The organism is Streptomyces sp. WZ-12, from assembly GCF_028898845.1.
Classification (GTDB): Bacteria; Actinomycetota; Actinomycetes; order Streptomycetales; family Streptomycetaceae; genus Streptomyces.
Window position 1 is genome coordinate 1,565,499 of the sequence record NZ_CP118574.1, and the last position, 21,235, is coordinate 1,586,733.

20 protein-coding genes are annotated in these 21,235 nt (G+C 70.9%); 14 read left to right on the top strand and 6 right to left on the bottom strand.

Annotated features, from left to right (window positions below; all coding sequences use genetic code 11):
* Positions 1–29 precede the first annotated feature (29 nt).
* Both PV796_RS06680 and PV796_RS06685 read left to right on the top strand, forming a co-directional pair.
* On the top strand, positions 30–923 hold the full coding sequence (locus tag PV796_RS06680; RefSeq protein WP_274911989.1) for an alpha/beta fold hydrolase: 894 nt from the start codon (positions 30–32) through the stop codon (positions 921–923).
* Between the two features lie 447 nt (positions 924–1,370).
* Positions 1,371–2,063, top strand: coding sequence for a transglycosylase SLT domain-containing protein (locus tag PV796_RS06685; protein WP_274918890.1), 693 nt, complete (start codon positions 1,371–1,373; stop codon positions 2,061–2,063).
* A gap of 128 nt (positions 2,064–2,191) precedes the next feature.
* Here the strand turns inward: PV796_RS06685 and PV796_RS06690 are convergent, their stop codons facing one another.
* A complete protein-coding gene (locus PV796_RS06690) occupies positions 2,192–2,404 on the bottom strand; it encodes a hypothetical protein (protein WP_274911990.1) in 213 nt (70 codons plus the stop codon).
* 555 nt (positions 2,405–2,959) lie between these two features.
* On the opposite strand from PV796_RS06690, the gene PV796_RS06695 reads away from it, so the two are divergent.
* The 3 genes from PV796_RS06695 (at position 2,960) to PV796_RS06705 (ending at position 5,417) form a co-directional block, all read left to right on the top strand.
* Positions 2,960–3,616 carry a transglycosylase SLT domain-containing protein gene (locus PV796_RS06695; protein ID WP_274911991.1) on the top strand — a complete coding sequence of 219 codons (657 nt, stop codon included), beginning with the start codon at positions 2,960–2,962 and terminating at the stop codon, positions 3,614–3,616.
* Positions 3,617–3,954: 338 nt separating this feature from the next.
* On the top strand, positions 3,955–4,839 hold the full coding sequence (locus PV796_RS06700; protein WP_274911992.1) for a lysozyme: 885 nt from the start codon (positions 3,955–3,957) through the stop codon (positions 4,837–4,839).
* Positions 4,840–4,967: 128 nt separating this feature from the next.
* Positions 4,968–5,417 carry a spore-associated protein A gene (locus tag PV796_RS06705; RefSeq protein ID WP_274911993.1) on the top strand — a complete coding sequence of 150 codons (450 nt, stop codon included), beginning with the start codon at positions 4,968–4,970 and terminating at the stop codon, positions 5,415–5,417.
* A 293-nt stretch (positions 5,418–5,710) separates the two neighbouring features.
* Here the strand turns inward: PV796_RS06705 and PV796_RS06710 are convergent, their stop codons facing one another.
* Positions 5,711–6,796, bottom strand: a complete 1,086-nt coding sequence (locus tag PV796_RS06710) for a LacI family DNA-binding transcriptional regulator (protein ID WP_274911994.1) — start codon at positions 6,794–6,796, stop codon at positions 5,711–5,713.
* A 273-nt stretch (positions 6,797–7,069) separates the two neighbouring features.
* Here PV796_RS06710 and PV796_RS06715 point away from each other — a divergent pair, with 273 nt between their 5' ends.
* The 5 genes from PV796_RS06715 to PV796_RS06735 are packed head-to-tail and all read left to right on the top strand — an operon-like array spanning position 7,070 to position 14,604.
* Positions 7,070–8,365 (top strand): extracellular solute-binding protein, encoded by a 1,296-nt coding sequence (locus tag PV796_RS06715; RefSeq protein WP_274911995.1) that lies wholly within the window; start codon positions 7,070–7,072, stop codon positions 8,363–8,365.
* Between the two features lie 8 nt (positions 8,366–8,373).
* A complete protein-coding gene (locus PV796_RS06720; RefSeq protein WP_274911996.1) occupies positions 8,374–9,303 on the top strand; it encodes a carbohydrate ABC transporter permease in 930 nt (309 codons plus the stop codon).
* Positions 9,300–10,154: a carbohydrate ABC transporter permease gene (locus tag PV796_RS06725; protein WP_274911997.1), complete on the top strand. Its 855-nt coding sequence runs from the start codon at positions 9,300–9,302 to the stop codon at positions 10,152–10,154. Before PV796_RS06720 ends, PV796_RS06725 begins: the two co-directional genes overlap by 4 nt.
* Positions 10,155–10,186: 32 nt before the next feature.
* Entirely contained in the window at positions 10,187–11,464 is a 1,278-nt protein-coding gene (locus PV796_RS06730; RefSeq protein WP_274911998.1) for a glycoside hydrolase 5 family protein, read from the top strand.
* 47 nt (positions 11,465–11,511) lie between these two features.
* Positions 11,512–14,604, top strand: a complete 3,093-nt coding sequence (locus tag PV796_RS06735) for an alpha-mannosidase (RefSeq protein ID WP_274911999.1) — start codon at positions 11,512–11,514, stop codon at positions 14,602–14,604.
* 16 nt (positions 14,605–14,620) lie between these two features.
* Here the strand turns inward: PV796_RS06735 and PV796_RS06740 are convergent, their stop codons facing one another.
* Complete coding sequence (locus PV796_RS06740; RefSeq protein WP_274912000.1) at positions 14,621–14,914, bottom strand: hypothetical protein; 294 nt, start codon at positions 14,912–14,914, stop codon at positions 14,621–14,623.
* Positions 14,915–15,066: 152 nt separating this feature from the next.
* Here PV796_RS06740 and PV796_RS06745 point away from each other — a divergent pair, with 152 nt between their 5' ends.
* The 3 genes from PV796_RS06745 (at position 15,067) to PV796_RS06755 (ending at position 16,988) form a co-directional block, all read left to right on the top strand.
* Positions 15,067–16,092 carry an alpha/beta hydrolase gene (locus tag PV796_RS06745; protein ID WP_274912001.1) on the top strand — a complete coding sequence of 342 codons (1,026 nt, stop codon included), beginning with the start codon at positions 15,067–15,069 and terminating at the stop codon, positions 16,090–16,092.
* A 64-nt stretch (positions 16,093–16,156) separates the two neighbouring features.
* Positions 16,157–16,351 (top strand): antitoxin, encoded by a 195-nt coding sequence (locus PV796_RS06750; RefSeq protein WP_274912002.1) that lies wholly within the window; start codon positions 16,157–16,159, stop codon positions 16,349–16,351.
* 61 nt (positions 16,352–16,412) lie between these two features.
* On the top strand, positions 16,413–16,988 hold the full coding sequence (locus tag PV796_RS06755) for a GNAT family N-acetyltransferase (protein ID WP_274912003.1): 576 nt from the start codon (positions 16,413–16,415) through the stop codon (positions 16,986–16,988).
* A gap of 71 nt (positions 16,989–17,059) precedes the next feature.
* Here the strand turns inward: PV796_RS06755 and PV796_RS06760 are convergent, their stop codons facing one another.
* The 3 genes from PV796_RS06760 to ligD form a co-directional block, all read right to left on the bottom strand.
* Positions 17,060–17,272 (bottom strand): cold-shock protein, encoded by a 213-nt coding sequence (locus PV796_RS06760; RefSeq protein WP_221910256.1) that lies wholly within the window; start codon positions 17,270–17,272, stop codon positions 17,060–17,062.
* Positions 17,273–17,556: 284 nt separating this feature from the next.
* Positions 17,557–18,777, bottom strand: a complete 1,221-nt coding sequence (locus PV796_RS06765) for a D-alanyl-D-alanine carboxypeptidase family protein (protein ID WP_274912004.1) — start codon at positions 18,775–18,777, stop codon at positions 17,557–17,559.
* 446 nt (positions 18,778–19,223) lie between these two features.
* Complete coding sequence (gene ligD, locus PV796_RS06770) at positions 19,224–20,135, bottom strand: non-homologous end-joining DNA ligase (RefSeq protein ID WP_274912005.1); 912 nt, start codon at positions 20,133–20,135, stop codon at positions 19,224–19,226.
* 31 nt (positions 20,136–20,166) lie between these two features.
* Here ligD and ku point away from each other — a divergent pair, with 31 nt between their 5' ends.
* Entirely contained in the window at positions 20,167–21,189 is a 1,023-nt protein-coding gene (gene ku / locus PV796_RS06775) for a non-homologous end joining protein Ku (RefSeq protein WP_274912006.1), read from the top strand.
* Positions 21,190–21,235: the final 46 nt, after the last annotated feature.

Genomic DNA, 21,235 nt, shown 5'->3' on the forward strand with positions numbered 1-21,235 from the left:
GTATCGAGCCTCTCCAAGAAGGAAGCAGCATGTCCGAGGAAGTGATCCGCTCCTTGTCGGTGGGCGGGGTGTCGTACGCGTACCGGGTGCTGCGGCGGCCGGAGCGGTGCACCGAGCCCGTGCTGGTGCTCGGCGGTGCGTTGCAGGGGATGTTCGGCTGGCCGCAGATGGACGACAAGCTGGGGCCGGTGACGGAGGTGGTGACCGCGGATCTGCCCGGGATGGGCGGTGCGGAGCCGCTGCCGCCGGGGCCGAGCGTAGCGGTGCTGTGCGCGGCGATCCTGGGGATCATCGACGATCTCGGCGCCCCCCGGGTCAACCTCTTCGGCTTCTCCTACGGGGCGGGGCTGGCCTTCGAGTGCGCCCGACGGTTTCCGGGGCGGATCGCCCGGCTCGCGCTGGGCGGGGTGCCGGCGCACATCAGCAAGGCGCAGGTGGCGCACTGGCGGCGGGCCACGGCGCGACTGACGGAGGGGGACGCCGACGCCTTCGCGACGATGGCGGCCGAGGGGCTGCTCTGCCGGGACGAGGGCCGGACGGTCGTCCGGCGGGAGCTGGCGTTCCGCTATGTGCGGCGGTCGATGCTCCAGGCGGCGCTGCGCTCCCCGCACGCGGTGGACTCGCTGCGCCGGGCGCTGACCGACCGCCCGGACTTCTCGGGGGGCCTGTCCGGCATCCCCACCCTCGTCTTCAGCGGTGAGCACGACACGGTGACCTCGCCGGCCCGGCAGCGCGATTTCGCGGCGACGATCGCGGGCAGCCGCTTTCTGACCATTCCGGACGCGGACCACTGGGTGGTGCTGGAACGCCCGGACGAGGTGGCGGAGTTGGCGGCTCGCTTCTTCACGGACCGCCCGTTGGAGACGACGGGCCGGGCGGGCACGCAGAGTGCGGGGACGCGCGCGGACGCGACCTGTGCATGAGGAGCGGGCCCGGCGCGACGGATCGTAGCCGGGTGACCGCGTAGCGGCGGGGTCGGTGTCGCCCGGGAGGGGCGGACCGGCCCCGTCGGGCTGTGAGCCAGGCAACAAACTGCCCTGTTCCGAGGGGCCTTTGAGGGGCCCCGGCGGTGATGCCGGGCACGCGACGTACGTCACGTACGACCCGGGCTAGTCGAGTGCGCGGCGGCGCGGCGCCGGAATTTCCGGCCCCATAGCGGACATCTCGCCCGAACACACGAAGATGGGTAGTACACGGCATCATTGCCTCCATCCCGGGCCGGCGCTAACCATGTTTCCGGAAGCACCGAGAACGAGCCTGCGGACTCCGCCAGAGCGGCGAGCGCGGGACTGACCCTCGGCCCCCGAGAAGCCACCGATGGCCATCTCCCCCCGCCACCAAGCCCTGGAAGAGGTCACCTCCGCATGCCGATGCCCAATTTCTCCCTGCCCAGTACCGTCCGCCTCAGCCGCACGCACAAGATCTCCGCGGCGTTGGTGGCCTCCGCGAGCTGCGCTGCTGCGCTGGCCATGACGGCGGCCCCGAGCCACGCGGACGCCCCCGCCGCGCGGGCCTCATCCGTCGTGAAGCCGGTCGGCGCCGACGGCCTGCCGGTCGCCGCGAAGGACAACGCCGGTCAGGACAAGGCCCAGGACCACGCGATCACCGCGTCGGTCTCGGACGGCCTGAAGGTGACCTCGCTCGACCAGCAGGGTCACGCCGCGCAGCAGGCCGCCAACCGCTCCACGGAGCGCAAGGAGATCACCAAGCAGGCGCCGAAGGCCGCCGCGCCGAAGCAGTACACCAACAACCTCGACGGCTGGATCCGCGAGGCCCTGGACATCATGAAGTCCAAGGGCATCCCCGGCAGCTACCACGGCCTGCACCGCAACATCATGCGGGAGTCCAGCGGCAACCCGTACGCGATCAACAACTGGGACATCAACGCCCGCAACGGCATACCCTCCAAGGGTCTGCTGCAGGTGATCCAGCCCACGTTCAACACGTACCACGTCAAGGGCACGCCGCACGACCTGTACGACCCGGTGGCCAACATCACCGCCGCCGCCAACTACGCGGCCCACCGCTACGGCTCCATCGACAACGTCAACTCCGCCTACTGAGGCACCAGTCCGCGCCGGGACGCCCCCAGGCGACTCCCGGCCGGCACCCGCGCCGCATCGGCGCGCGCACCCCAACGGCAATGGCCCTGCCCGCACTTCGCGGGCAGGGCCATTGCCGTTGTCGCGTGTCAGTACATGTGGTCATGGCGCGACGGGCCTCCGAAGAGGACGTCGAGCACGTGCCCGGCGATGCGGAGCCCCTCGCGCTCCCGGGGCGTGAGGCGGTGCTGGTGGTGGCCGTGTTCGCGGTGGTGGTCGACGGGGGCCGCGGCGGCGGCGCCGGTGGCGAGGAATCCGGTGGCGACGAGGCCGGCGAGCACGACGGCGATGCGACGGAACATGAGCACTCCCTTACGGTGAGTGGTGGTTGTGGGTGGTCTCACTCTCAGGGACCCGCCGTCCCGCCGCCTTTCGACAGCCCGGACGCTGCTACGAACGGACGAGCGGCGCCGCCGTATCGATGGACCCGGGGAATCCGACCCCCTTCCGACGCTTCGCGGGGGTGCGAAGTAGGGGGCCGCGGACGGCAATTCGCGATGTGACCCAGGTAACTCGCAAGGGGTTCAAGGGGGGTCCGCGAGGGCCCCGGGAGGTGACCCCGGGCACGCGACGCACGTCACGTACGAGGCCCACTAGTCGACGCCGAGGCGATCCAGGCCCACAAACAAGGGCCCAAAACTATCCCATTCCGGACATTGCGCCTCATCTCACGATGAGGGGTAGTACAGGGGGTCATTGCCACCCGTCGGGTTGGCCGTTAACCATGGATCTCGTCGCACCGAGAGCGCGCCGCACCTCCCGCCCCCAAGGGCAATCCGCGGCCGAGAACCTCCGGTCCGAACGCGCCAACGATGGCCGCCTCCCCGTTCCCCGTACCTGGAAGAGGTCACCCCCGCATGCCTAGTTTCACCCTGCCCCGCGCTGCCCGAATCACCCGCATCACCCGTACCCACAAGGTCGCCGTGGCCGTTCTGGCCGCCGCCGGCGCCACCACGGGCCTGGCCGTCACCGCGGCCCCGGGCAACGCCACGAGCACGGCCGCGCACGCCCCCGCCGCGGTCAAGCCGGTGAACGCCAACGGAATGCCCGCCACGGCCGACAGCGCGACCCAGCGCCCGATCCGCGCCTCCGTCGCGGACAACGCGAAGGTCACCGCCGTCGCCCAGCAGGACCGCGCCGCCCAGCAGGCCGCCAGCCGCTCCGCCGACCGCGCGTCCGCCCCGAACAAGTACACCGACAACCTCGACGGCTGGATCCGCCAGTCCCTGGACATCATGAAGTCCAAGGGCATCCCCGGCAGCTACGACGGCCTGCACCGCAACATCATGCGGGAGTCCAGCGGCAACCCCAACGCCCAGAACGACTGGGACATCAACGCCAAGAACGGCATACCCTCCAAGGGCCTGCTCCAGGTGATCCAGCCCACGTTCGACACCTACCACGTGTCCGGCACCGCCGATAAGCTCACCGACCCGGTGGCCAACATCACCGCCGCCGCCAACTACGCGGCCCACCGCTACGGCTCCATCGACAACGTCAACTCGGCGTACTGAGCCACCGTCGATGACGGACGTGACGCACCACGCGCACGACAACACGACCCGGCGGGGTCGATAGAGAGAACCGGCGAAGCGGCGACATGGCGCGTTCGCCGCTGAGCGGACGAGGGTCCCGGCAGTGCAACTGCCGGGACCCTTCGTCATGTGCCACAGCGCCCACAGCGAGGGCCCGTGGAGGCAGCCCAGACGGGTGAGATGGCCCGGCCGGACGGCGGACCGCGAGCCTGTTGAGCCATGGAACCTGCCAATTCAGCGTATAAGTCATTTCATCGGCAGATTCCTGCTCAAAAGCTGCCGGCACTGACTCGACCGAAGTCCTTCGGAGGCACGCGATGCCCTTGCGCAGATCCGCACCGGCCCGGCGCACGGTCCGCCTGGCGGCCGGCTCTCTCGTCTCACTCGTCACCGTGCTCGCACTGCCCCTCACGCTGCCCGACACCGCGACCGCCACGCCGGAGGCCGGGAAGACCCCCGCCCACCCCGAGCAGGACTGGATGGGCTCGACCATCACCGAGCACGAGGGCGTCGAACGCTCCGGCGGTTCGGAACCGCGCGGGGCCTGGTCGCACAAGACCGTGGCCGGCGTCGACGTCTCCAGTCACAACCGCAACGTCGGCTGGGGGAAGCTGCGGCGGATGGGCGTGCGGTTCGCCTACGTCAAGGCCACCGAGGGGACCAGCTACAAGAACCCCTACTTCAACCAGCAGTACCGCGGCTCGTACCACGCCGGCATGATCCACGGCGCATACCACTTCGCACTGCCCGACCACTCCGGCGGCGCCTCGCAGGCGCGGTTCTTCGCGCACGAGGGCGGTGGTTGGTCAGCGGACGGCCGGACCCTGCCGGGCGCGCTCGACATGGAGTACAACCCCTATGGCGCGACCTGCTACGGCAAGTCCCATGGGGAGATGGTCCGTTGGATCGCCGACTTCGTGCGCGCCTACCGGGCGGAGACCGGGCGGGACGCGGTGATCTACACCTCGACGAACTGGTGGAAGCGGTGCACCGGCAACTCCGGCCGGTTCGGGCGGACCAACCCGCTGTGGATCCCGCGCTACGGCCCGTCCGTGGGGAGCCTGCCGGCCGGGTGGCGGTTCCACAGCATCTGGCAGCACACCTCCTCGGGGCACACCGTCGGCGACCACAACCGGTTCAACGGCCCGCTCAGCAGGCTGAAGGTGCTGGCCAACGGCGCTACCGGCGAGGACGACGACTGAGCCGAAAAGGCACATCTGTACTGGCGGAAGGCGCGTACAACCATCCCCGTCCGGCCGGTGTCCAACACGGTGCATCCATCACAGCGGTGCATGACCACGCGACGGACACCACCTGACGGGGGTTTTCCATGCAGCGTTCTTCTCTCATCGCCGGTTCCGCGGCCCTGGCTCTGGCGGGCGTCGCCACCATGGGCCTGGCCACCACCGCCTCGGCCGCACCGGCACCCGGCGCGTACAACGGGGCGTGCGGCAGCGGGTACGGCGTGGTGAATTCCGTACCGGTCGCCGGGAAGGGGACCGTCTATCTCACGTACAGCGCGAAAACCGGAAAGAACTGTGTGGTGACGGTCCGGAAGGCGCCCGGGAAGCCGGTGTTGGTGCGCGCCGCCCTCGGGCCGTCGGACCACAGTTCGCGACCGGTGGTCGACAGCGGGCAGTACACCACGTACGCCGGGCCGGTCTATCTCGCGGCGAAGGGGCGGTGCGTGGACTGGGGCGGGACCATCGAGAAGGTGAGCGCGAGCGTCGCCGACTCGAACTGCGGGCGGCTGGCGCCCGGGATCGTGGCCAGCCACTGAACTTGTCTTATTGGTAAGGGAGTTCACTAGCCAACCGGTGGGTCGCACCCGTGCGGTTTCGTCGGTGAAGGCGGCGGCCTGGGTACGGCCCCGCAGTCCCGGCTTGACGCAGGTGCGGCCCACGTCGGCATGCGTGGCCCCTGTGGTCGCCAATGGCGCCACGACCTCCCGTCCCTCAGACCGACCATCCGGCCCTTGGACGGGAGTCGGCTTGCGTGAACTCCCTTTAACTTCCGGCGCTTTGTATGGGGTTTTTTACAACTCCAGGCACATGAACATGTCTTGATGTTCGATCAGTTGGACTCTGGTGCTGGCCCGGTGCTCTCGCGGGTTTCCAGGTGCGGGAGTTCGCCCTCGGTCGTGCGGGGTGGGCCGCCGTCGAGGAGGGTGAGGAGTTCGGTGGCCGCGAGTCGGCCGAAGCCCGCGGTGTCGCGGACCAGCGCGGTGAGCGGGGGGTGGGCGACGCGGCACAGCGGGGAGTCGTCCCAGGCGACGAGGGAGAGGCGGCCCGGGACGGGGATGCCGCGGCGGGCGGCGACCGCGGCGCCGGCGAACGCCATCACGTCGTTGTCGTAGACGATCGCGGTGGGGGGCGCGGCCTCGTCGAGCAGGCGGCGGGTCGCCTCGGCGCCCTCCGCGTCGGAGTAGTCGGTGGTGATCGAGCGGACCTGTGTCGCGTCGAGGCCGCGGCGGGTGGCCTCGGTGCGCAGGGAGTGGATCCGACGGGCGGTGTGGGCGAGTTCGGGAAGGCCGGCGACGTGCACGATGCGGCGGTGGCCGAGGCCGTGCAGATGGTCCAGGATCCGGGCCATGGCCGCGGCGTCGTCGGCCCAGACGGTGGAGAGCAGCGGGGCGGCGGTCGGCTCGGGCGGGTCCGGGGCGGGGCCACCGACGGCGACGGCGGGTAGGCCGAGGGCGGCCAGCAGTGCGGGGCGGGGGTCGTCGGTGCGGGGGTCGACGACGAGCACGCCGTCCACCCGGTGTTCGGCCCACCAGCGGCGGTAGAGCGCGCACTCGGTGTCGAGGTCCTCGACGACCTGGAAGAGCAGCGCGGTCCGTCGGGCGGAGAGCACTTCCTGGATGCCGGAGACGAGTTGGAGGAAGAAGGACTCCACGCCGAGGGTGCGGGCCGGGCGGGCCAGTACCAGGCCCAGGCAGCCGGCGCGTTCACCGGAGAGGGCACGGGCGGCGCTGTTGGCCTGCCAGCCCAGTTCGTCGGCGACCCGGCGGATCCGGGCGCGGGTGTCGTCGGAGACGCCCGGCCGGTCGTTGAGGGCGAAGGAGACCGCGCTTTCGGAGACGCCGGCGCGCCGGGCGATGTCCTTGATCGTCGGGCGGCGGGCCGGCTTGCGGCGGGCCGCCTCACCGGGCGCTGTCATCGCGGGCTCCTCGGGGCCGAACCGCAGGGGTGTCGACAGTCTGATCAGGGCGGCCGGGACTGTCAAACAATGCCCGGCGCTCCGGGGCAGTGCTCCTCAAAATCCTTGCGGTACCGGGGTGTTGACACCTACTAAATCGCATTAGTAGCGTCGGCCGCGGCGCGATCCGGAGCCGTGGAAACCGTGACGGGGAACCGGATCCGGGCGCCGCGATGACCTGCGACAGATATCTGGTCCGAGCACTTCCGAGCACTTGTAGCCAAGGAGCCGGCCATGCATCGTCATTCCCGTCGGACACCCGCCGCCACTGCGGTTCTCGCCGCCTCGGTGCTCCTGCTGTCCGGGTGCGGCGGTGCGGACGGCGGCGGGGACATCGACAGCGCGACGGGGAAGGTGGCGGGTCAGGTCACCTTCCAGACGTGGAATCTCAAGGCGCGTTTTGAGAAGTATTTCGACGGGGTCATCGCGGAGTTCGAGAAGAAGTACCCGGGCACCACGGTGAAGTGGATCGATCAGCCGGCCGAGGGGTATCCGCAGAAGTTGAGCGCGGACGCGGCCGCCGGCACGCTGCCGGACGTGGTCAATGTGTCACCGGACCTGGCCTATCCGCTGGCGAAGGCCGGGCTGGCGCTCAATGTCGGTAAGGCGGCCGGGAAATACCGGGGCGAGTATCTGGACGGCGCCTGGAAGAGCAATGAGATGCCGGGGTTGTCGGGCGTCTACGCCTTCCCGTGGTATCTCAACACCGGCCCGATGTTCTACAACAAGGGCCTGTTCCGGAAGGCCGGGTTGGATCCGGAGAAACCGCCGACCACCTATGACCGGCTGTTCGCGGACGCCCTCGCCATGGCCCGTAACAGCGACCGGAAGATCGCCATGCTGGCCAGCACGCCGTCGATCGAGGACTTCGGCCGCTACGGCGTCCACCTGATGAACGCGCAGGGCACCGCGTTCACCTTCAACGAGCCCAAGGGCGTCCAACTCCTCACCCGTTACAATGAGTTGTACGCGGCCGGCGCGCTGGACTCGCAGGCGCTCACGGCCGTCGCCGAGTCGGCGGGGCGGAAGTTCGAGCAGCAGTCGGTGGCGATGAATCCGGGCAGCGCGCTGGACCTGGCGAATTTCAAACGGGACGCGCCGGGCCTCTACAAGAACATCGGGATCACCGATGCCGTCAACAACACCGGAAAGGCCAATATGTATGTGCAGGGCCTGATGGTGAGCGCGCGGAGCAAGGTGAAGCCGGCGGCGGTGGCGCTCGCGCACTTCGTGACCGACCGGCGGCACCAGATGGCGTTCGCGCAACAGGTCGCGGTCTTCCCCAGCAGCGCGGGGGCGTTGGACGATCCGTACTTCACCAAAGAGGACGGTACGGACGCCACCCGGGTGCGGGTGGCGGCGGCGAAATCCCTGAAGAGCGCGGTGAATTACACCCCGGTGCTGCTCAGCGACCAGATGAAGACGGTGCTGCGCAATGCGGTCGCCCGCGCGCTGCAGGGCAAGCAGTCGCCGCAGCAGGCGCTGGACTCCGCGGCCAGTGAATGCAATCGCCTGCTGAAGACCGGCTGAGGCCGGGGATGGACATACGGAAGGCCGCGGCGGGTGACGGGGCACCACATTCCGGCCGCGGTCGGGTAGTTCGCACGCAATTGCCGTCCAGCCCTTGGCTCTTCCTGGCTCCCGGGTTGCTGGTCGTGGGCGGATTCAGCCTCTATCCGTTCGTCAGCACGGTGGTCAACTCCTTCACCGACGCCCGGACGTTGACGGCCGGACGGTTCACCGGGGGCGCCAATTACCGGGAGATGGTCCAGGACCCGATGTTCTGGACGGGATTGCGCAACAGCGTGCTCTACGTCCTGGGCGTGGTGCCGCCGTTGGTGGTGCTGCCGCTGCTGCTGGCCCTGCTCGTACGGCGGAGCATCCCGGGAATCACCTTCTTCCGGGCCGCGTTCTACCTTCCGGTGGTCGCGTCGGTCGTGGTGGTCGGGCTGATCTGGGTGTGGCTGCTGGACGATCGGGGGCTGATCAACGCCCTTTTGGATGCCCTGGGGTTCGGGCGGGCCGGCTTCCTCAGCGATCCCTGGCTGTTGCTGCTCAGCGCGATGGCGGTGACGGTCTGGAAGGGCCTCGGCTACTACATGATCATTTATCTGGCGGCGCTGACGCAGGTGCCGCGGGAGCTCCACGAGGCGTGCGCGGTCGACGGGGCCGGGCCGGTGCGGCGCTTCCTGACCGTCACGGTGCCGGCGGTGCGCTCGACGATGGTGCTGGTGGCCGCGCTGTCCGCGGTCAGTGCGTTCAAGGTGTTCTCCGAGGTCTATCTGCTGGCCGGGGCGACCGGCGGCCCGGGCGGGGAGGACACCACGCTGGTGATGCTGGTCCAACAGACCGGCACCGGGCTCAGCGGCCGCATCGGCTATGCCTCGGCCCTGTCGGTGGTGGTCTTCGTGCTCACGCTGGGGCTGATGTTGTTGGTGTTGCGCGCCAATCGCCGGGAGGACCGATGACCGCCGGGATCGACCGGAACCGGCGGCGCGGCCGCGGCTGGTCGCTGGCGGTCCGCTATCTGCTGCTGCTCGCCGTGCTGGCCCTGACGGTCGGGCCGTTCCTGTGGCAGTTGTCGACGTCGCTCAAGGGCCCGGGCGAGGACATCTACCGCTATCCGCCGAGCCTGGTTCCGCACCACCCCACGCTCGCCAACTACGCCGCGGTGGCGCGGACCATCCCGGTCTGGGACTTCGCGCTGAACTCGCTCAAGGTCGCCGCAGCCAATGTGTTGACCAACTGTGTGGGCGCGGCGCTGGCGGGCTACGCGCTGGCCCGGTTGCGGTTCCGGGGCCGACGGGTGGCCGCGGTGGTGTTCATCGCGGCGATGCTGGTGCCGGTCGAAAGCATCATGGTCGCCCAGTTCTTGACGATGCGTCAGTTGCAGTTGAACAACACCCTGCTCGCAGTGGTGCTGCCCGGCTGCATCGGCGCGATGAACGTGCTGCTGATGCGGAACGCCTTCGCCGCCCTGCCGTACGAGGTTGAGGAGGCGGCGTTCGTGGACGGCGCCCATGCCTGGCAGCGCTTCGTGCGGATCGCGCTGCCCTCGGTCCGGGGCACCCTCGCGGTGGTCGCGGTCTTCGCGTTCATCGGCGCCTGGGACGACTTCCTGTGGCCGTTGATCGTGCTCAGCGACCAGTCGAAGTTCACCCTGACCGTGGGGCTGAACTATCTGCACGGCACCTTCGCGGACAACCAGCGGCTGGTGGCGGCCGGTTCGGTGATCGCCGTCCTCCCGTTGATCGTGCTGTTCGCCTGCCTCCAGCGTTACTTCTTCCGCGGCGTCGGCGAGGGCGCCGTCAAGGGCTGACGCCACACCCACCCGGAGGGACTGGACCACTCATGCCCGTACCCCACGAGCCCGGCCGAATCCGATTCGGCGTCAACTACACGCCCAGTCAAGGGTGGTTCCACCACTGGCTGGACTTCGATCTGGACGCGGTGCGCGCCGATCTGGACGCCCTCGCCGCCCTCGGCCTGGACCACGTCCGGGTCTTCCCGCTGTGGCCGCTGTTCCAGCCCAACCGCACCCTGATCCGGCCGCGCGCCGTGGAGGACCTGGTGCGGTTGGCGGACGCGGCGGCCGAGCGGGGGCTGGACGTCGCGGTGGACGGCCTCCAGGGCCATCTCTCCAGCTTCGACTTCCTGCCGGCCTGGACGCGGACCTGGCACCGCCGCAACCTCTTCACCGACCCGGAGGTGCTCTCGGGCCAGGAGGAGTACCTGCGGACGCTGGCCGCCGCGCTCGCCGACCGGCCGGGCTTCCTCGGGATGACCCTCGGGAACGAGATCAACCAGTTCTCGGACGGCCCGCATCCGGACCCGGACCGCATCACCCGCGCGCAGGCGACGGCCTGGTTGGAGCGGATGCTGGCCGCCTGCGAGCGCGGCGCGCCGGGCCGCCCACACCTGCACGCCGCGTACGACGCCGCCTGGTACCGCGACGGCCATCCCTTCACCCCCGCGCACGCCGCCCGGCTCGGCGCAATGACCGCGGTGCACTCCTGGGTGTTCAACGGGACCGCACAGCGCCACGGCCCGACCGGGGTGGCGACCGAGCAGCACGCGGCCTATCTCATCGAGCTCTCCAAGGCATGGGCGCGGGACCCACGCCGCCCGGTCTGGCTCCAGGAGGTGGGCGCCCCGGCTCCGCACATCCCCACGGCGGACGCGCCTCACTTCACCACCGCGACGGTCGCCAACGCCCTTGACTGCCAGGACCTTTGGGGCATCACGTGGTGGTGCTCCTACGACGTCCCGCGGTCCCTGGCCGACTTCCCGGAGCTGGAGTACGGGCTCGGCCTGCTCACCGAGGACCGCGCGGTCAAGCCGGTGGGGCGGGCTCTCGCGGAGTCGGCGGCGCACTGGCGGGGCCGCGCGCACCGGCCGCCGGCGCGCACCACCGCACTGGTCGTCGACGCCGGGGACCCCGAGGCGGCGCCGCACCGGTCGGTGTGTGCGCCCGGCGGGCCGGTCTTCGAAGCCTGGGCCGAGCTGGCCGGACAGGGCGCCCGCCCCGCCGTGGTTCTGGCCGAACTGGCCACGGATATCGACTATTTGACGTCACGTGGGATCACCGAGGTGTGCACCCCCGAGGAGGTGGGGCACCCCTCGCGCTAGGGCCTGCCCGCACCACCGCCCCACCCCGACCTCTGGAGTCGTAAGCCATGCATGACGATCGCGCACTGGTCGAAGCCCGCCTCAAGCGGGTGCTCAACGAACGCATCCGGCCCGCCGTGTACCCGGAGTCGGTGCCGCTGGAGGTGGCGGCCTGGGTGGCGCCGGAGAGTGGGGGCTCCCCTGGTCGAGCGGCGTCGAGACCCCGGGGAGCGGCTTCCGTGGCCGAGGGGTTGGGGGCCGCGCACACCCCCGTGGCGGTGGGGGATGCCTGGGGCGCGCCGTGGGCGACGACGTGGTTCCGGGTGCGGGGCACGGTGCCCCAGGCGTGGGCGGGGCGGACCGTGGAGGCGGTGCTGGACCTGGGGTTCGACGAGCGCATGCCGGGCTTCCAGTGCGAGGCGCTGGTGTACCTGCCGGACGGGACGCCGGTGAAGGGGCTCAATCCGCGCAACCAGTGGGTGCGGGTGGGCGAGCCGGTGCTCGGCGGTGAGCGCGTCGAATGGCATCTGGAGGCCGCGTCCAACCCCGTCATCCTCGACGTCCCCCCGTTCCAACCGACGGCGTTGGGCGATCCGGAGACCGCCGGGACCGCGCCGCTGTACCGGCTGGCGCGCATGGACCTGGCGGTGTTCGACGCCGAGGTGTGGGAACTCGCCCTGGACCTTGAGGTGTTGGGTGAGTTGATGGCGGAGCTGCCGGTGGACGCGCCGCGGCGCTGGGAGGTGCTGCGGGCGGTGAGCCGGGCGCTGGACGCGGTGGACCTCCAGGACGTGGGGGCGACGGCCCCGGCGGCGCGCAGGCATCTGCGGGAGGTGTTGGCGGCGCCGGCGCAGACGTCCGCGCACCGGATCAGCGCGGTGGGGCATGCGCACATCGACTCGGCGTGGCTGTGGCCGTTGCGCGAGACGGTCCGGAAGGTGGCCCGGACGACGGCGAACATGACGGCGCTGCTGGCGGACGAGCCGGAGTTCATCTACACCATGTCGCAGGCACAGCAGTACGCCTGGATCAAGGAGCACCGGCCGGAGGTCTACGCCAAGGTCAAGCGGGCGGTGGCGGAGGGCCGGTTCGTTCCGGCGGGCGGGATGTGGGTGGAGTCGGACACCAACATGCCTGGCTCCGAGGCGATGGCCCGTCAATTCGTTTACGGGAAGCGGTTCTTCCTGGAGGAGTTCGGGGTCGAGAACGACGAGGCGTGGCTGCCGGACACCTTCGGTTTCGCGGCGGGGCTGCCGCAGATCATCAAGGCGGCCGGGGCGAAGTGGCTGCTGACGCAGAAGATCTCCTGGAGCCAGGTGAACTCCTTCCCGCACCACACGTTCCGTTGGGAGGGCATCGACGGCACCCGGATCTTCACCCACTTCCCGCCGGTGGACACCTACAACTGCCAGCTTTCGGGCGCCGAACTCGCCCATGCGGCACGGAACTTCAAGGAAAAGGGCACCGCCCGTCACTCGCTGGCGCCGACGGGTTGGGGCGACGGCGGCGGGGGCACCACCCGCGAGATGGTCGCCAAGGCCCGCCGGCTGCGGAGCCTGGAGGGCTCGCCGGTGGTGCGGTGGGAGAAGCCGGCCGACTTCTTCGCGCGGGCGGAGGCCGAGCACCCCGACGCCCCGGTGTGGGTGGGCGAGCTCTATCTCGAACTGCACCGCGGGACGCTCACCAGTCAGGCCCGCACCAAGCGCGGCAACCGCCGTAGCGAACACCTGTTGCGGGAGGCCGAACTGTGGTCGGCGACCGCCGCCGTCACCACCGGACTCCCCTACCCCCACGAGGAGTTGGACCGGCTCTGGAAGACGGTGCTGCTGCACCAGTTCCACGACATCCTGCCCGGCTCGTCCATCGCCTGGGTGCACCGCGAGGCCGAACGGACCTACGCCGCCGTCGCCGCCGAGTTGGAGGGGCTGATCGGCACGGCGCTGGCGGCCCTCGCCGGCGGCGGCGACCGTCGGCTGGTGGCCAACTCCGCGCCGCACGCCCGCGGCGGGGTGCCGGCGGGCGGGGTGGCCCCCGCGGTCGTCGAGGGCGCCCCGGTGACCGCCGGACCGCGCCCGGGCGGCGGGTTCGTCCTCCGGCACGACCTGCTGCGGATCGAGATCGACGGTCGCGGCCTGGTGGTCTCCGCGTACGACGAGGCCGCGGGCCGGGAGGCCATCGCACCGGGCGCGGCCGCGAACCTGCTCCAACTCCACCCGGATTTCCCCAACATGTGGGATGCCTGGGACGTGGACGCGTTCTACCGCGAGGTGGTCACCGATCTGACCGACGCGGACGAAGTCGCGCTCGCCGAGGCGTCCCCGGACGCCGCGACGGTCCGCGTCGTCCGGCGCTTCGGCTCGTCGCGGGTGGTGCAGACGCTGACGTTGGCGCGCGGGCAGCGGCGGCTGGACATCGACACCGAGGTGGACTGGCACGAGACCGAGAAGTTCCTCAAGGCCGCCTTCCCACTGGACCTGCACGCCGAGCGGTACGCGGCGGAGACCCAGTTCGGGCACGTGTACCGGCCGACGCACACCAACACCAGTTGGGAGGCGGCCAAGTTCGAGGCGTGCGCGCACCGGTTCGTGCACGCGGCGGAACCGGACTGGGGCGTGGCGCTGGTCAACGACGCCACGTACGGGCACGACGTGACCCGCACCGTGCGGGACGGCGGCGAGCGGGGCACCACCACGACCGTCCGGCTGTCCCTGCTGCGCGCCCCGCGCTTCCCGGACCCGGAGACGGACCAGGGCAGCCACCGTTTCCGTTACGCGCTGGTGCCGGGCGCGACCCTGGGCGACGCGGTCCGCGAGGGACACCGGATCAATCTGCCGGAGCGGGCGGTGATCGGGTCCGGTGCGGTGCCGCCGCTGGTGACGGTGGACGACGACGCGGTGGTGGTCACCGCGGTCAAGCTGGCCGACGACCGCAGCGGCGATGTGGTGGTGCGCCTTCACGAGTCCCGCGGCGGTCGGGCCCGAGCGGCTCTGACCACCGGTTTTGTGCTGGCCGGGGCGGTCACCACCGACCTCCTGGAACGCCCAACGGAGGACGGCCCGGCCCTGGAGCGGGAGGGCGACACGGTCCGGATGGCGCTGCGGCCGTGCCAGCTCGTCACGCTGCGGCTGCGCCGCGCGGCGGACGGCCACCCGGCCGGCTGACCGGGCGCGGGGTTCTTCAGCCGGGGTCGGCGGAGGGGGTGCGGGCGTCGCGGCAGGTGTCCCGGCGGGCGCCGTGCCGCCGGTCCCGGCCGGTGGCACGCCCTCGGCCGCCGCGCCGCGGACCGGGGCCGGGCGCCGCCTTCCGGCCCGGGTCCCGCCCGGGGTCCAGCCCGAGCATGTCCATCAGCAACGACAGATCCGCCGCGTCCCGCGCGCGGCCGGCCAGCGCCTTCCTGGCGAGCCGTCGCTCCTCATCGCCCGGTACCGCGCGGGGGGCGGTGTCATCGGCACCGCGGTGTTCATCGCTCACCGCTGCATTCTCGGCCGGACCGGGGCGCGCTGCCCGTCGAGCGGGCCGTTGGGCGCACCACGGAACCAGCGGCGCCCTAATTACCTCTTTATGGTTACTTGCACTTGATCGTCATGGTCACTCGCACGTGATCACCAGTAGCGGAGCCACCGTTGAAACACCCCTATGCCCGCGCGCTCACGGCCGTCCTCGTCGCGTCCTGCGCCCTCCTCGCCGGCTGTTCGGAGAACGGCAACCCGGTCGACTTCAACGCGGGCGCCCCGGGCAGCGCGGCCGCCCCGGACAAGCCCGTCGACCGGGACACCCGCATGCCCACCGGGCCCAAGAGCGAGTTCCGGATCACCCGCACCCTCGATGACGACACGCACATAGCCAGGACCACACTCAAGGGCGCGAAGTCCGGGGTCACCGGCAGCGTCTGGGTGTGGGCCCCCAAGGAATACCAGGACCCCAAATACGCCAAGAGCGGTTTTCCCGTGCTGATAGCCCTGCCGGGCGGCCTGGGCAGCCCGCAGGACAAGAGCGGCGTCACCAATTACTGGGTCGGTGGCGACATCAAGTTGCAGGAGAACCTCACCAAGTGGACCGAGGAGGGAAAGAGCCTGCCGTTCCTCGTGGTGATGCCGATGCTGAATCCGGACACCCGCTACCACGACGGCAGTGACATTCCCGGCCAGGCGAAGATGGGGACCTGGCTGACCGATGACGTCGTCAACCTGGTCAAGAACAATTTCCGCACCTTCAACTCCCGGGACGGTTGGGCCTTCATGGGCTCGTCCTCCGGTGGTTTCGCGAGCCTGAAGTCCGTGCTGAAGTACCCGGAGAAGTTCAAGGCGGCGATAGCCAGCGGCCCGGACATCGTCCCGGACTCCCCGATGTGGGCCGGCCACCAGAAGGAGAAGGACGCCAACAACCCGGAGAAGCTGGCGGCGCAACTCCTCAAGAAGGGCGGGCCCGACGTCTATCTGGCATTCCAGGCCGGCACCAAGGAAGGCGCCTCGGTCATCAACCCCGTGAAGCGTTTCCGGGAGAAGTACGGAAAGGGCCCGATCCACACCGCGCTCCAGATGATTCCCGGCGGCCGGCACAATGCCTGGGATTATCAAAAGGGCATGGACGCCAGTTCCATCAAATTCATCAGTGACCAGTTGAAGGCGCCGATTCCCAGCTCTTCCTGATGCAGATCGCCCGTTCGGGGGCGATGCTGGTGTCGAGGGGGGTCCCTGCTGAGGAGGGCGTTCCATGTCCGTTCTGGACAAGCTGAAGCAGATGCTCAAGGGCCACGAGGACCAGGCCGGCAAGGGCATCGACAAGGCCGGCGACTACGCCGACGAGAAGACCCAGGGCAAGTACTCGGGCCAGATCGACACCGCCCAGGACAAGCTCAAGGAGCAGCTCGGCGGAACGGACCGGGACACGGACCAACCGCCGCAGTGACGCCTCGGTGATTCCCGGCTCGGCCGGGGACAGGGGCACGCTTCGGGATTAGTCTGAACGGATGATCACCACGTCCGCCCGGCTCGCCCCGGATGTCCTGATGCGCCCCGCCGAGCTCGCCGACGCCGTCGGGTTCTCCCGGGCCTACCAGCGCAGCCGCGAGCACCTCCGGCGGACCGAACCGGACCGCGGCGAGGCGTTCTACACCCCGACCGGCCAGGCGGAGCGGCTCCGCACCCAGCTCGCCGAGCAGGCGGCCGGGCGGCTGGCGCTCTGGGTCCTGGTCCGCACGTCGGACGACGGCTCAGGGGAACCGGACGTGGCGGGCGCGATCACCCTGTCGGGGATCACCTACGGCCCGCTGCGCAGCGCCAACGTCGGCTACTGGATAGACGCAGGTCAGGTGCGCCGCGGGCTGGCCTCCGCGGCACTGCGCGCGGTCTGCGCGGCGGCCGACGAGGAGCTGGGCCTGCACCGGGTGGAGGCCGGCGCCCTGGTGGAGAACGTCGCCTCGCAGCGGGTGCTGACCGGCTGCGGCTTCACCCTCTACGGCACGGCGGAGAACTACCTGCACATCAACGGCGCCTGGCGGGACCACCGGCTGTTCCAGAAGATCCTCAACGACCGCCGCCCGTAGGCGTGTGGTCGTGCGGCGGCGCCCGCCCCCGTGCGCGGGGGCGGGCGCCGTCGGGTGCGGCGGGGCCGCGATCACGGGGTGGCCAGCACCCGGATCTTCTCCGCCTGCGGGCCCTTCTGGCCCTGGGTGACCTCGAAGGTGACCTTCTGGCCCTCCAGCAGCTCGCGGTAGCCGGTGGCGTCGATGTTGGAGTAGTGCGCGAAGACGTCGGCGCCGCCGTCGTCCTGCGCGATGAAGCCGAAGCCCTTTTCCGAGTTGAACCATTTCACCGTGCCCGAAGCCATGTTGCGTCTCCTTCGCTCTATGGGCCCGAATCGGCTCCCGCACCCCGCGGAACCCGGAGGTGATCGCCCTGGTCCGGAGACGTACCGGACAGCAAGAACGCCCGTGAATGCTCCACGGGCGCCCGGCACTTCGGAACCACGACAGCTGATCAGGACGCTACACCGACCGAGCCCGCCAGTCATCACAAACCATGGCAAACGCGTCGCGCTTCACCGGGCAAGGCCACACCGGGCCCTCCGCATCCCCGACCGATCAGACATCTGTGCGAGGTCCAGATGGCCCGTCAGTTCTCCGGTCCGGCGCCGTCGGGGCCAGACGGCTGCCGACGCCACCACAGCGCGGTGCCCAGCACGGTCAGTGCCACCACCCCGGCGGCCGAGAAGGACAAGAGGATGACGTCGTCCTGGTGGCCGGCCGACCGGGCCGTCGACGCCTGGTGCAGTGCGGTGCCCGGTGCCTGGTGTGCGGCCCGCTCGGTGCCGGCCTCGCGCCGGTCAGGGGTCGGGGCGGGCAGCACGCCGACCGCGGCGGCACGGGGCGCGGCGGCGAATCCCCAGTCCAGCAGGGCGCGGGCCTCCTCGTAGACCGCGTTCTCGGCGCCGGACTGCGGGTTCATGACGGTGACCAGCAGCGTCCGGCCGCCGCGCCGGGCGGCGGCGACCAGGGTGTTGCCGGCGTGCGTGGTGTAGCCGTTCTTCACGCCGATGAGGCCGTCGTAGGGGGTCACCCCGTGCGAGCCGACCAGCAGCCGGTTGGTGTTCTGGATGCCGTACGCGTCCGGGCCGGCGTCCTCCGGGAGGTGCGCGGTCTTGGTGGCGGCGAAGCGGGCGAAGTCCCGGTTGGTGAGCCCGGCCTGGCCGAAGAGGGAGAGGTCGTAGGCGGAGGAGAACTGGCCGGGCGTGTCGAAGCCGTCGGCGGACTCGACGGTGGTGTCGCGGGCGCCCAGCCGCTCCGCGGTCGCCTGCATGTCGTTGATGGTCTTCGTCCAGCCGCCGTTCATTGCCGCGAGGGCGTGCACCGCGTCGCTGCCGGAGCTGAGGAAGACGCCGTGCCACAGGTCCGCGACGCGGTACGGCATGTCCTCCTTGATGCCGGCGAGCGCGCTGCCGGCCTCGATGCCGGCCAGGTCGGCACTGGAGACGGTGCGCACCGCGCCCTGGGAGAACTTCGGCAGCAGCGTCAACGCGAAGAGGGTCTTGAGGGTGCTGGCCGGCGGCAACTGCCGGTGGGCGTCCTTGGCCGCGAGGATCCGGTGACTCCTCAGGTCCGTGACGGCCCAGGACAGGGCCGACACCCGGGGCGGCTCGGGGACGCCGCGCCTGGGCAGGAACTGCGCGCCGTGCTCGTCCAGCAGGTTCTCGGTCGGGGCCGGCGGTGCGCCGCGCAGGTCGTCGATGCCGTACGGACCATCGGCGACCACCGGGCCGCACAGGGCCAGCAGGCTCGCGGCGCAGACGGCCGCTGCGGTCAAGGCTCTGACGGGGGGCCAACTCGCTCTCGACATGTGGCCACGCTAAGAACGCCGCGGGCAGCGCGCCGGTTGGCCTACTCCATACGGTTCCGGGCCGCCCCACGCCGCTGACCACTGTCCCACGCACCGTCAGTACCGGACCGGGCACGCCTCCCCGGTCGGCCGTGACGCCTCGTCGGCCACGGTCCGGCCACCCGGTTCCCGGCGCGCACCACGGACGAGGTCAGGCAACAGGGTGAACGGCCCGAGGGCGGTACACACGTCCGGCAAGTGCCAATGGAGCTGGGAACAGGGGGAGTTGGCGGCCAGTCCGCCTGGCGGGGAGTCCGCGTCGACCCGAGGGCGATGGAGGAGGAGTGCGCGACGTCGACCAACTGGCCCGCGCCGGCTGCGCGTTGCCGCCCGCCGTCTGACGAGACCTCAGTACGGCGACGGCGAGGAGCGGCCCGCCGGTCGCCTTCGTCGCCGCGGTGGCGGCTCTACGCGGAGCGTCGGCGTCGGGCCCCGCGTGGTACCGGGCGGGCCCGGGACGGATCGAGCAGCGGTGCGTGCAGATCGCCGTAGCGCTCGCGGCGGGCGGCGATCTCGCCGAAGAGGAAGGTGAGTTGGTTCGGCGCGGTGCAGTCGGTCACCTCGTCCCAGGTGACCGGGGTGGAGACGGTCGGGAGGGGGCGGGCGCGCAGGGTGTAGGCGACCGCGGTGGTCTTGGCGGCGGCGTTCTGCGAGAAGTCGATGAAGACCCTGCCGGGCCGCAGCGCCCGGTCCATCTTGTGCGTGACCAGCTCCCCCAGGGCCGCGCCGGCCTCGACGGCGAGCGTCCGGGCGTAGGCGGTGGTGTGGTCGGCGGGGGTGGGCTCGACCGGCACGACGAGGTGCAGTCCCTTGGAGCCGCTGGTCTTGGCGTAGGCGTCGAGGCCGTCGGCGGCCAGCCGGTCGCGCAGCCAGCGGGCGGCGGCGCAGCACTCGACGACGGTGGCGGGCGCGCCCGGGTCCAGGTCGAAGACGAGCCGGTCGGCCAGGCCCGGGGCGTCGCAGGTCCACTGCGGGGCGTGCAGCTCGACGACGAGGTTGGCCGCCCAGACCAGCGAGGCGAGGTCCTGGAGCACCACCTGTCGGGCGGGCCCCGACCTCGAATGGGGGACCTCGCAGCTCGCCACCCAAGGGGGCGCGCCGGGCGGCACGTTCTTGGTGAAGAAGCGTTGGCCGTCGGGTCCGTCGGGATAGCGGAGGAAGGACACCGGTCGGCCGTGGAGGTGTGGCAGCAGCGCGTCCGCGGTGGTGGTGCAGTAGTGCAGCACCTCACCCTTGGTGGTGCCGGTCTCGGGATAGAGGACCTTGTCGAGGTGGGTCAGCGTCAGGCGCCGCCCCTCCACGACGGTGATCGGCGACATACCATTGAGAATCCCACACAAGGGACGAACCATGCGATCCATCTGGAACGGGTCCATCTCGTTTGGCCTGGTCACGATCCCGGTGAAGACCTACAGCGCCACCGACCGCACCTCGTCGGTCTCCTTCGTCCGCATCCACGAGGCGGACGGCGCGCCGATCCAGTACCGCAAGGTCTGCGAACTGGACGGCGAGGAGGTGCCGAACGAGGAGGTGGGCAAGGGGTATCAGCCGCCCGGCGACGACACCGTCGTGCCGATCACCGACGAGGACCTCTCCCGGCTGCCGGTGCCGACCGCCAAGACGCTGTCGATCCTCGCGTTCGTGGACCCCGCCGAGATCGACCCGCTCCAGTTGGACAAGGCGTACTACCTCGGGCCCAACGGGGCCTCCGCCGTCAAGCCGTACGCCCTGCTGCGGGAGGCGCTGGAGCACCACGCGAAGGTCGCGATCGGCAGGGTGGCGCTGCGCGGGCGGGAGACGCTGGCCATGCTGCGGGCGCACGACGGGGCGCTGGTGATGCACGCGCTGCTCTGGCCGGACCAGGTGCGCCCCGCGGAGGGGATCGCACCGGAGGACGTCAGGATCCGCGAGAACGAGATGAAGCTGGCCGAGATGCTGATGGATTCGCTGGGCGCGCTCGACCCGGCCGAACTCCACGACGACTACCGGGAGGCGGTGGAGGAGCTCGTCGCCGCCAAGCTGGCGGGCGGCGCCCCGGTCGCCCCCGACACCGCGGCGCCCGGCGCCCGGGTCATCGATCTGACGGCGGCCCTGGAGAAGAGCGTGCGGGCCGCCCGCGGTGCCGGCGCGGACGGGGAGGCCGCCTCGGTCACCCCGATCCGGGGCCGCGGCACGGCCACCAAGAAGGCCGCGGCGAAGAAGTCGGCGCCCAAGGGGGAGCCGCGCCGCACGGCCGCGGGCGGGAAGGGCGCGACGAGCAAGACCGGAAAGGCCAACACCGGTGAGGCGGGCGGCACTTCGGCCACCACCGGGCAGAGCGCGGCGAAGAAGTCGGCGGGGGCGAAGCGGACGTCGAAGACCACCGCGACCTGATCCGTGCCGCCCGGCCGCGGCTCTCCCGACCGGCCGGGCCCGCCGT

Excerpts from the sequence above, each read along its gene's own strand:
- PV796_RS06710 (WP_274911994.1), bottom strand. The coding sequence starts at position 6,796 with ATGACAGCGCCCGGTGAGGCGGCCCGCCGCAAGCCGGCCCGCCGCCCG.
- PV796_RS06720 (WP_274911996.1), top strand. The coding sequence starts at position 8,374 with ATGGACATACGGAAGGCCGCGGCGGGTGACGGGGCACCACATTCCGGC.
- PV796_RS06695 (WP_274911991.1), top strand. The coding sequence starts at position 2,960 with ATGCCTAGTTTCACCCTGCCCCGCGCTGCCCGAATCACCCGCATCACC.
- PV796_RS06755 (WP_274912003.1), top strand. The coding sequence starts at position 16,413 with ATGATCACCACGTCCGCCCGGCTCGCCCCGGATGTCCTGATGCGCCCC.
- ku (WP_274912006.1), top strand. The coding sequence starts at position 20,167 with ATGCGATCCATCTGGAACGGGTCCATCTCGTTTGGCCTGGTCACGATC.
- PV796_RS06690 (WP_274911990.1), bottom strand. The coding sequence starts at position 2,404 with ATGTTCCGTCGCATCGCCGTCGTGCTCGCCGGCCTCGTCGCCACCGGA.
- ligD (WP_274912005.1), bottom strand. The coding sequence starts at position 20,135 with ATGTCGCCGATCACCGTCGTGGAGGGGCGGCGCCTGACGCTGACCCAC.
- PV796_RS06715 (WP_274911995.1), top strand. The coding sequence starts at position 7,070 with ATGCATCGTCATTCCCGTCGGACACCCGCCGCCACTGCGGTTCTCGCC.
- PV796_RS06750 (WP_274912002.1), top strand. The coding sequence starts at position 16,157 with ATGTCCGTTCTGGACAAGCTGAAGCAGATGCTCAAGGGCCACGAGGAC.
- PV796_RS06700 (WP_274911992.1), top strand. The coding sequence starts at position 3,955 with ATGCCCTTGCGCAGATCCGCACCGGCCCGGCGCACGGTCCGCCTGGCG.
- PV796_RS06760 (WP_221910256.1), bottom strand. The coding sequence starts at position 17,272 with ATGGCTTCGGGCACGGTGAAATGGTTCAACTCGGAAAAGGGCTTCGGC.
- PV796_RS06765 (WP_274912004.1), bottom strand. The coding sequence starts at position 18,777 with ATGTCGAGAGCGAGTTGGCCCCCCGTCAGAGCCTTGACCGCAGCGGCC.
- PV796_RS06735 (WP_274911999.1), top strand. The coding sequence starts at position 11,512 with ATGCATGACGATCGCGCACTGGTCGAAGCCCGCCTCAAGCGGGTGCTC.
- PV796_RS06705 (WP_274911993.1), top strand. The coding sequence starts at position 4,968 with ATGCAGCGTTCTTCTCTCATCGCCGGTTCCGCGGCCCTGGCTCTGGCG.
- PV796_RS06725 (WP_274911997.1), top strand. The coding sequence starts at position 9,300 with ATGACCGCCGGGATCGACCGGAACCGGCGGCGCGGCCGCGGCTGGTCG.
- PV796_RS06730 (WP_274911998.1), top strand. The coding sequence starts at position 10,187 with ATGCCCGTACCCCACGAGCCCGGCCGAATCCGATTCGGCGTCAACTAC.
- PV796_RS06680 (WP_274911989.1), top strand. The coding sequence starts at position 30 with ATGTCCGAGGAAGTGATCCGCTCCTTGTCGGTGGGCGGGGTGTCGTAC.
- PV796_RS06685 (WP_274918890.1), top strand. The coding sequence starts at position 1,371 with ATGCCCAATTTCTCCCTGCCCAGTACCGTCCGCCTCAGCCGCACGCAC.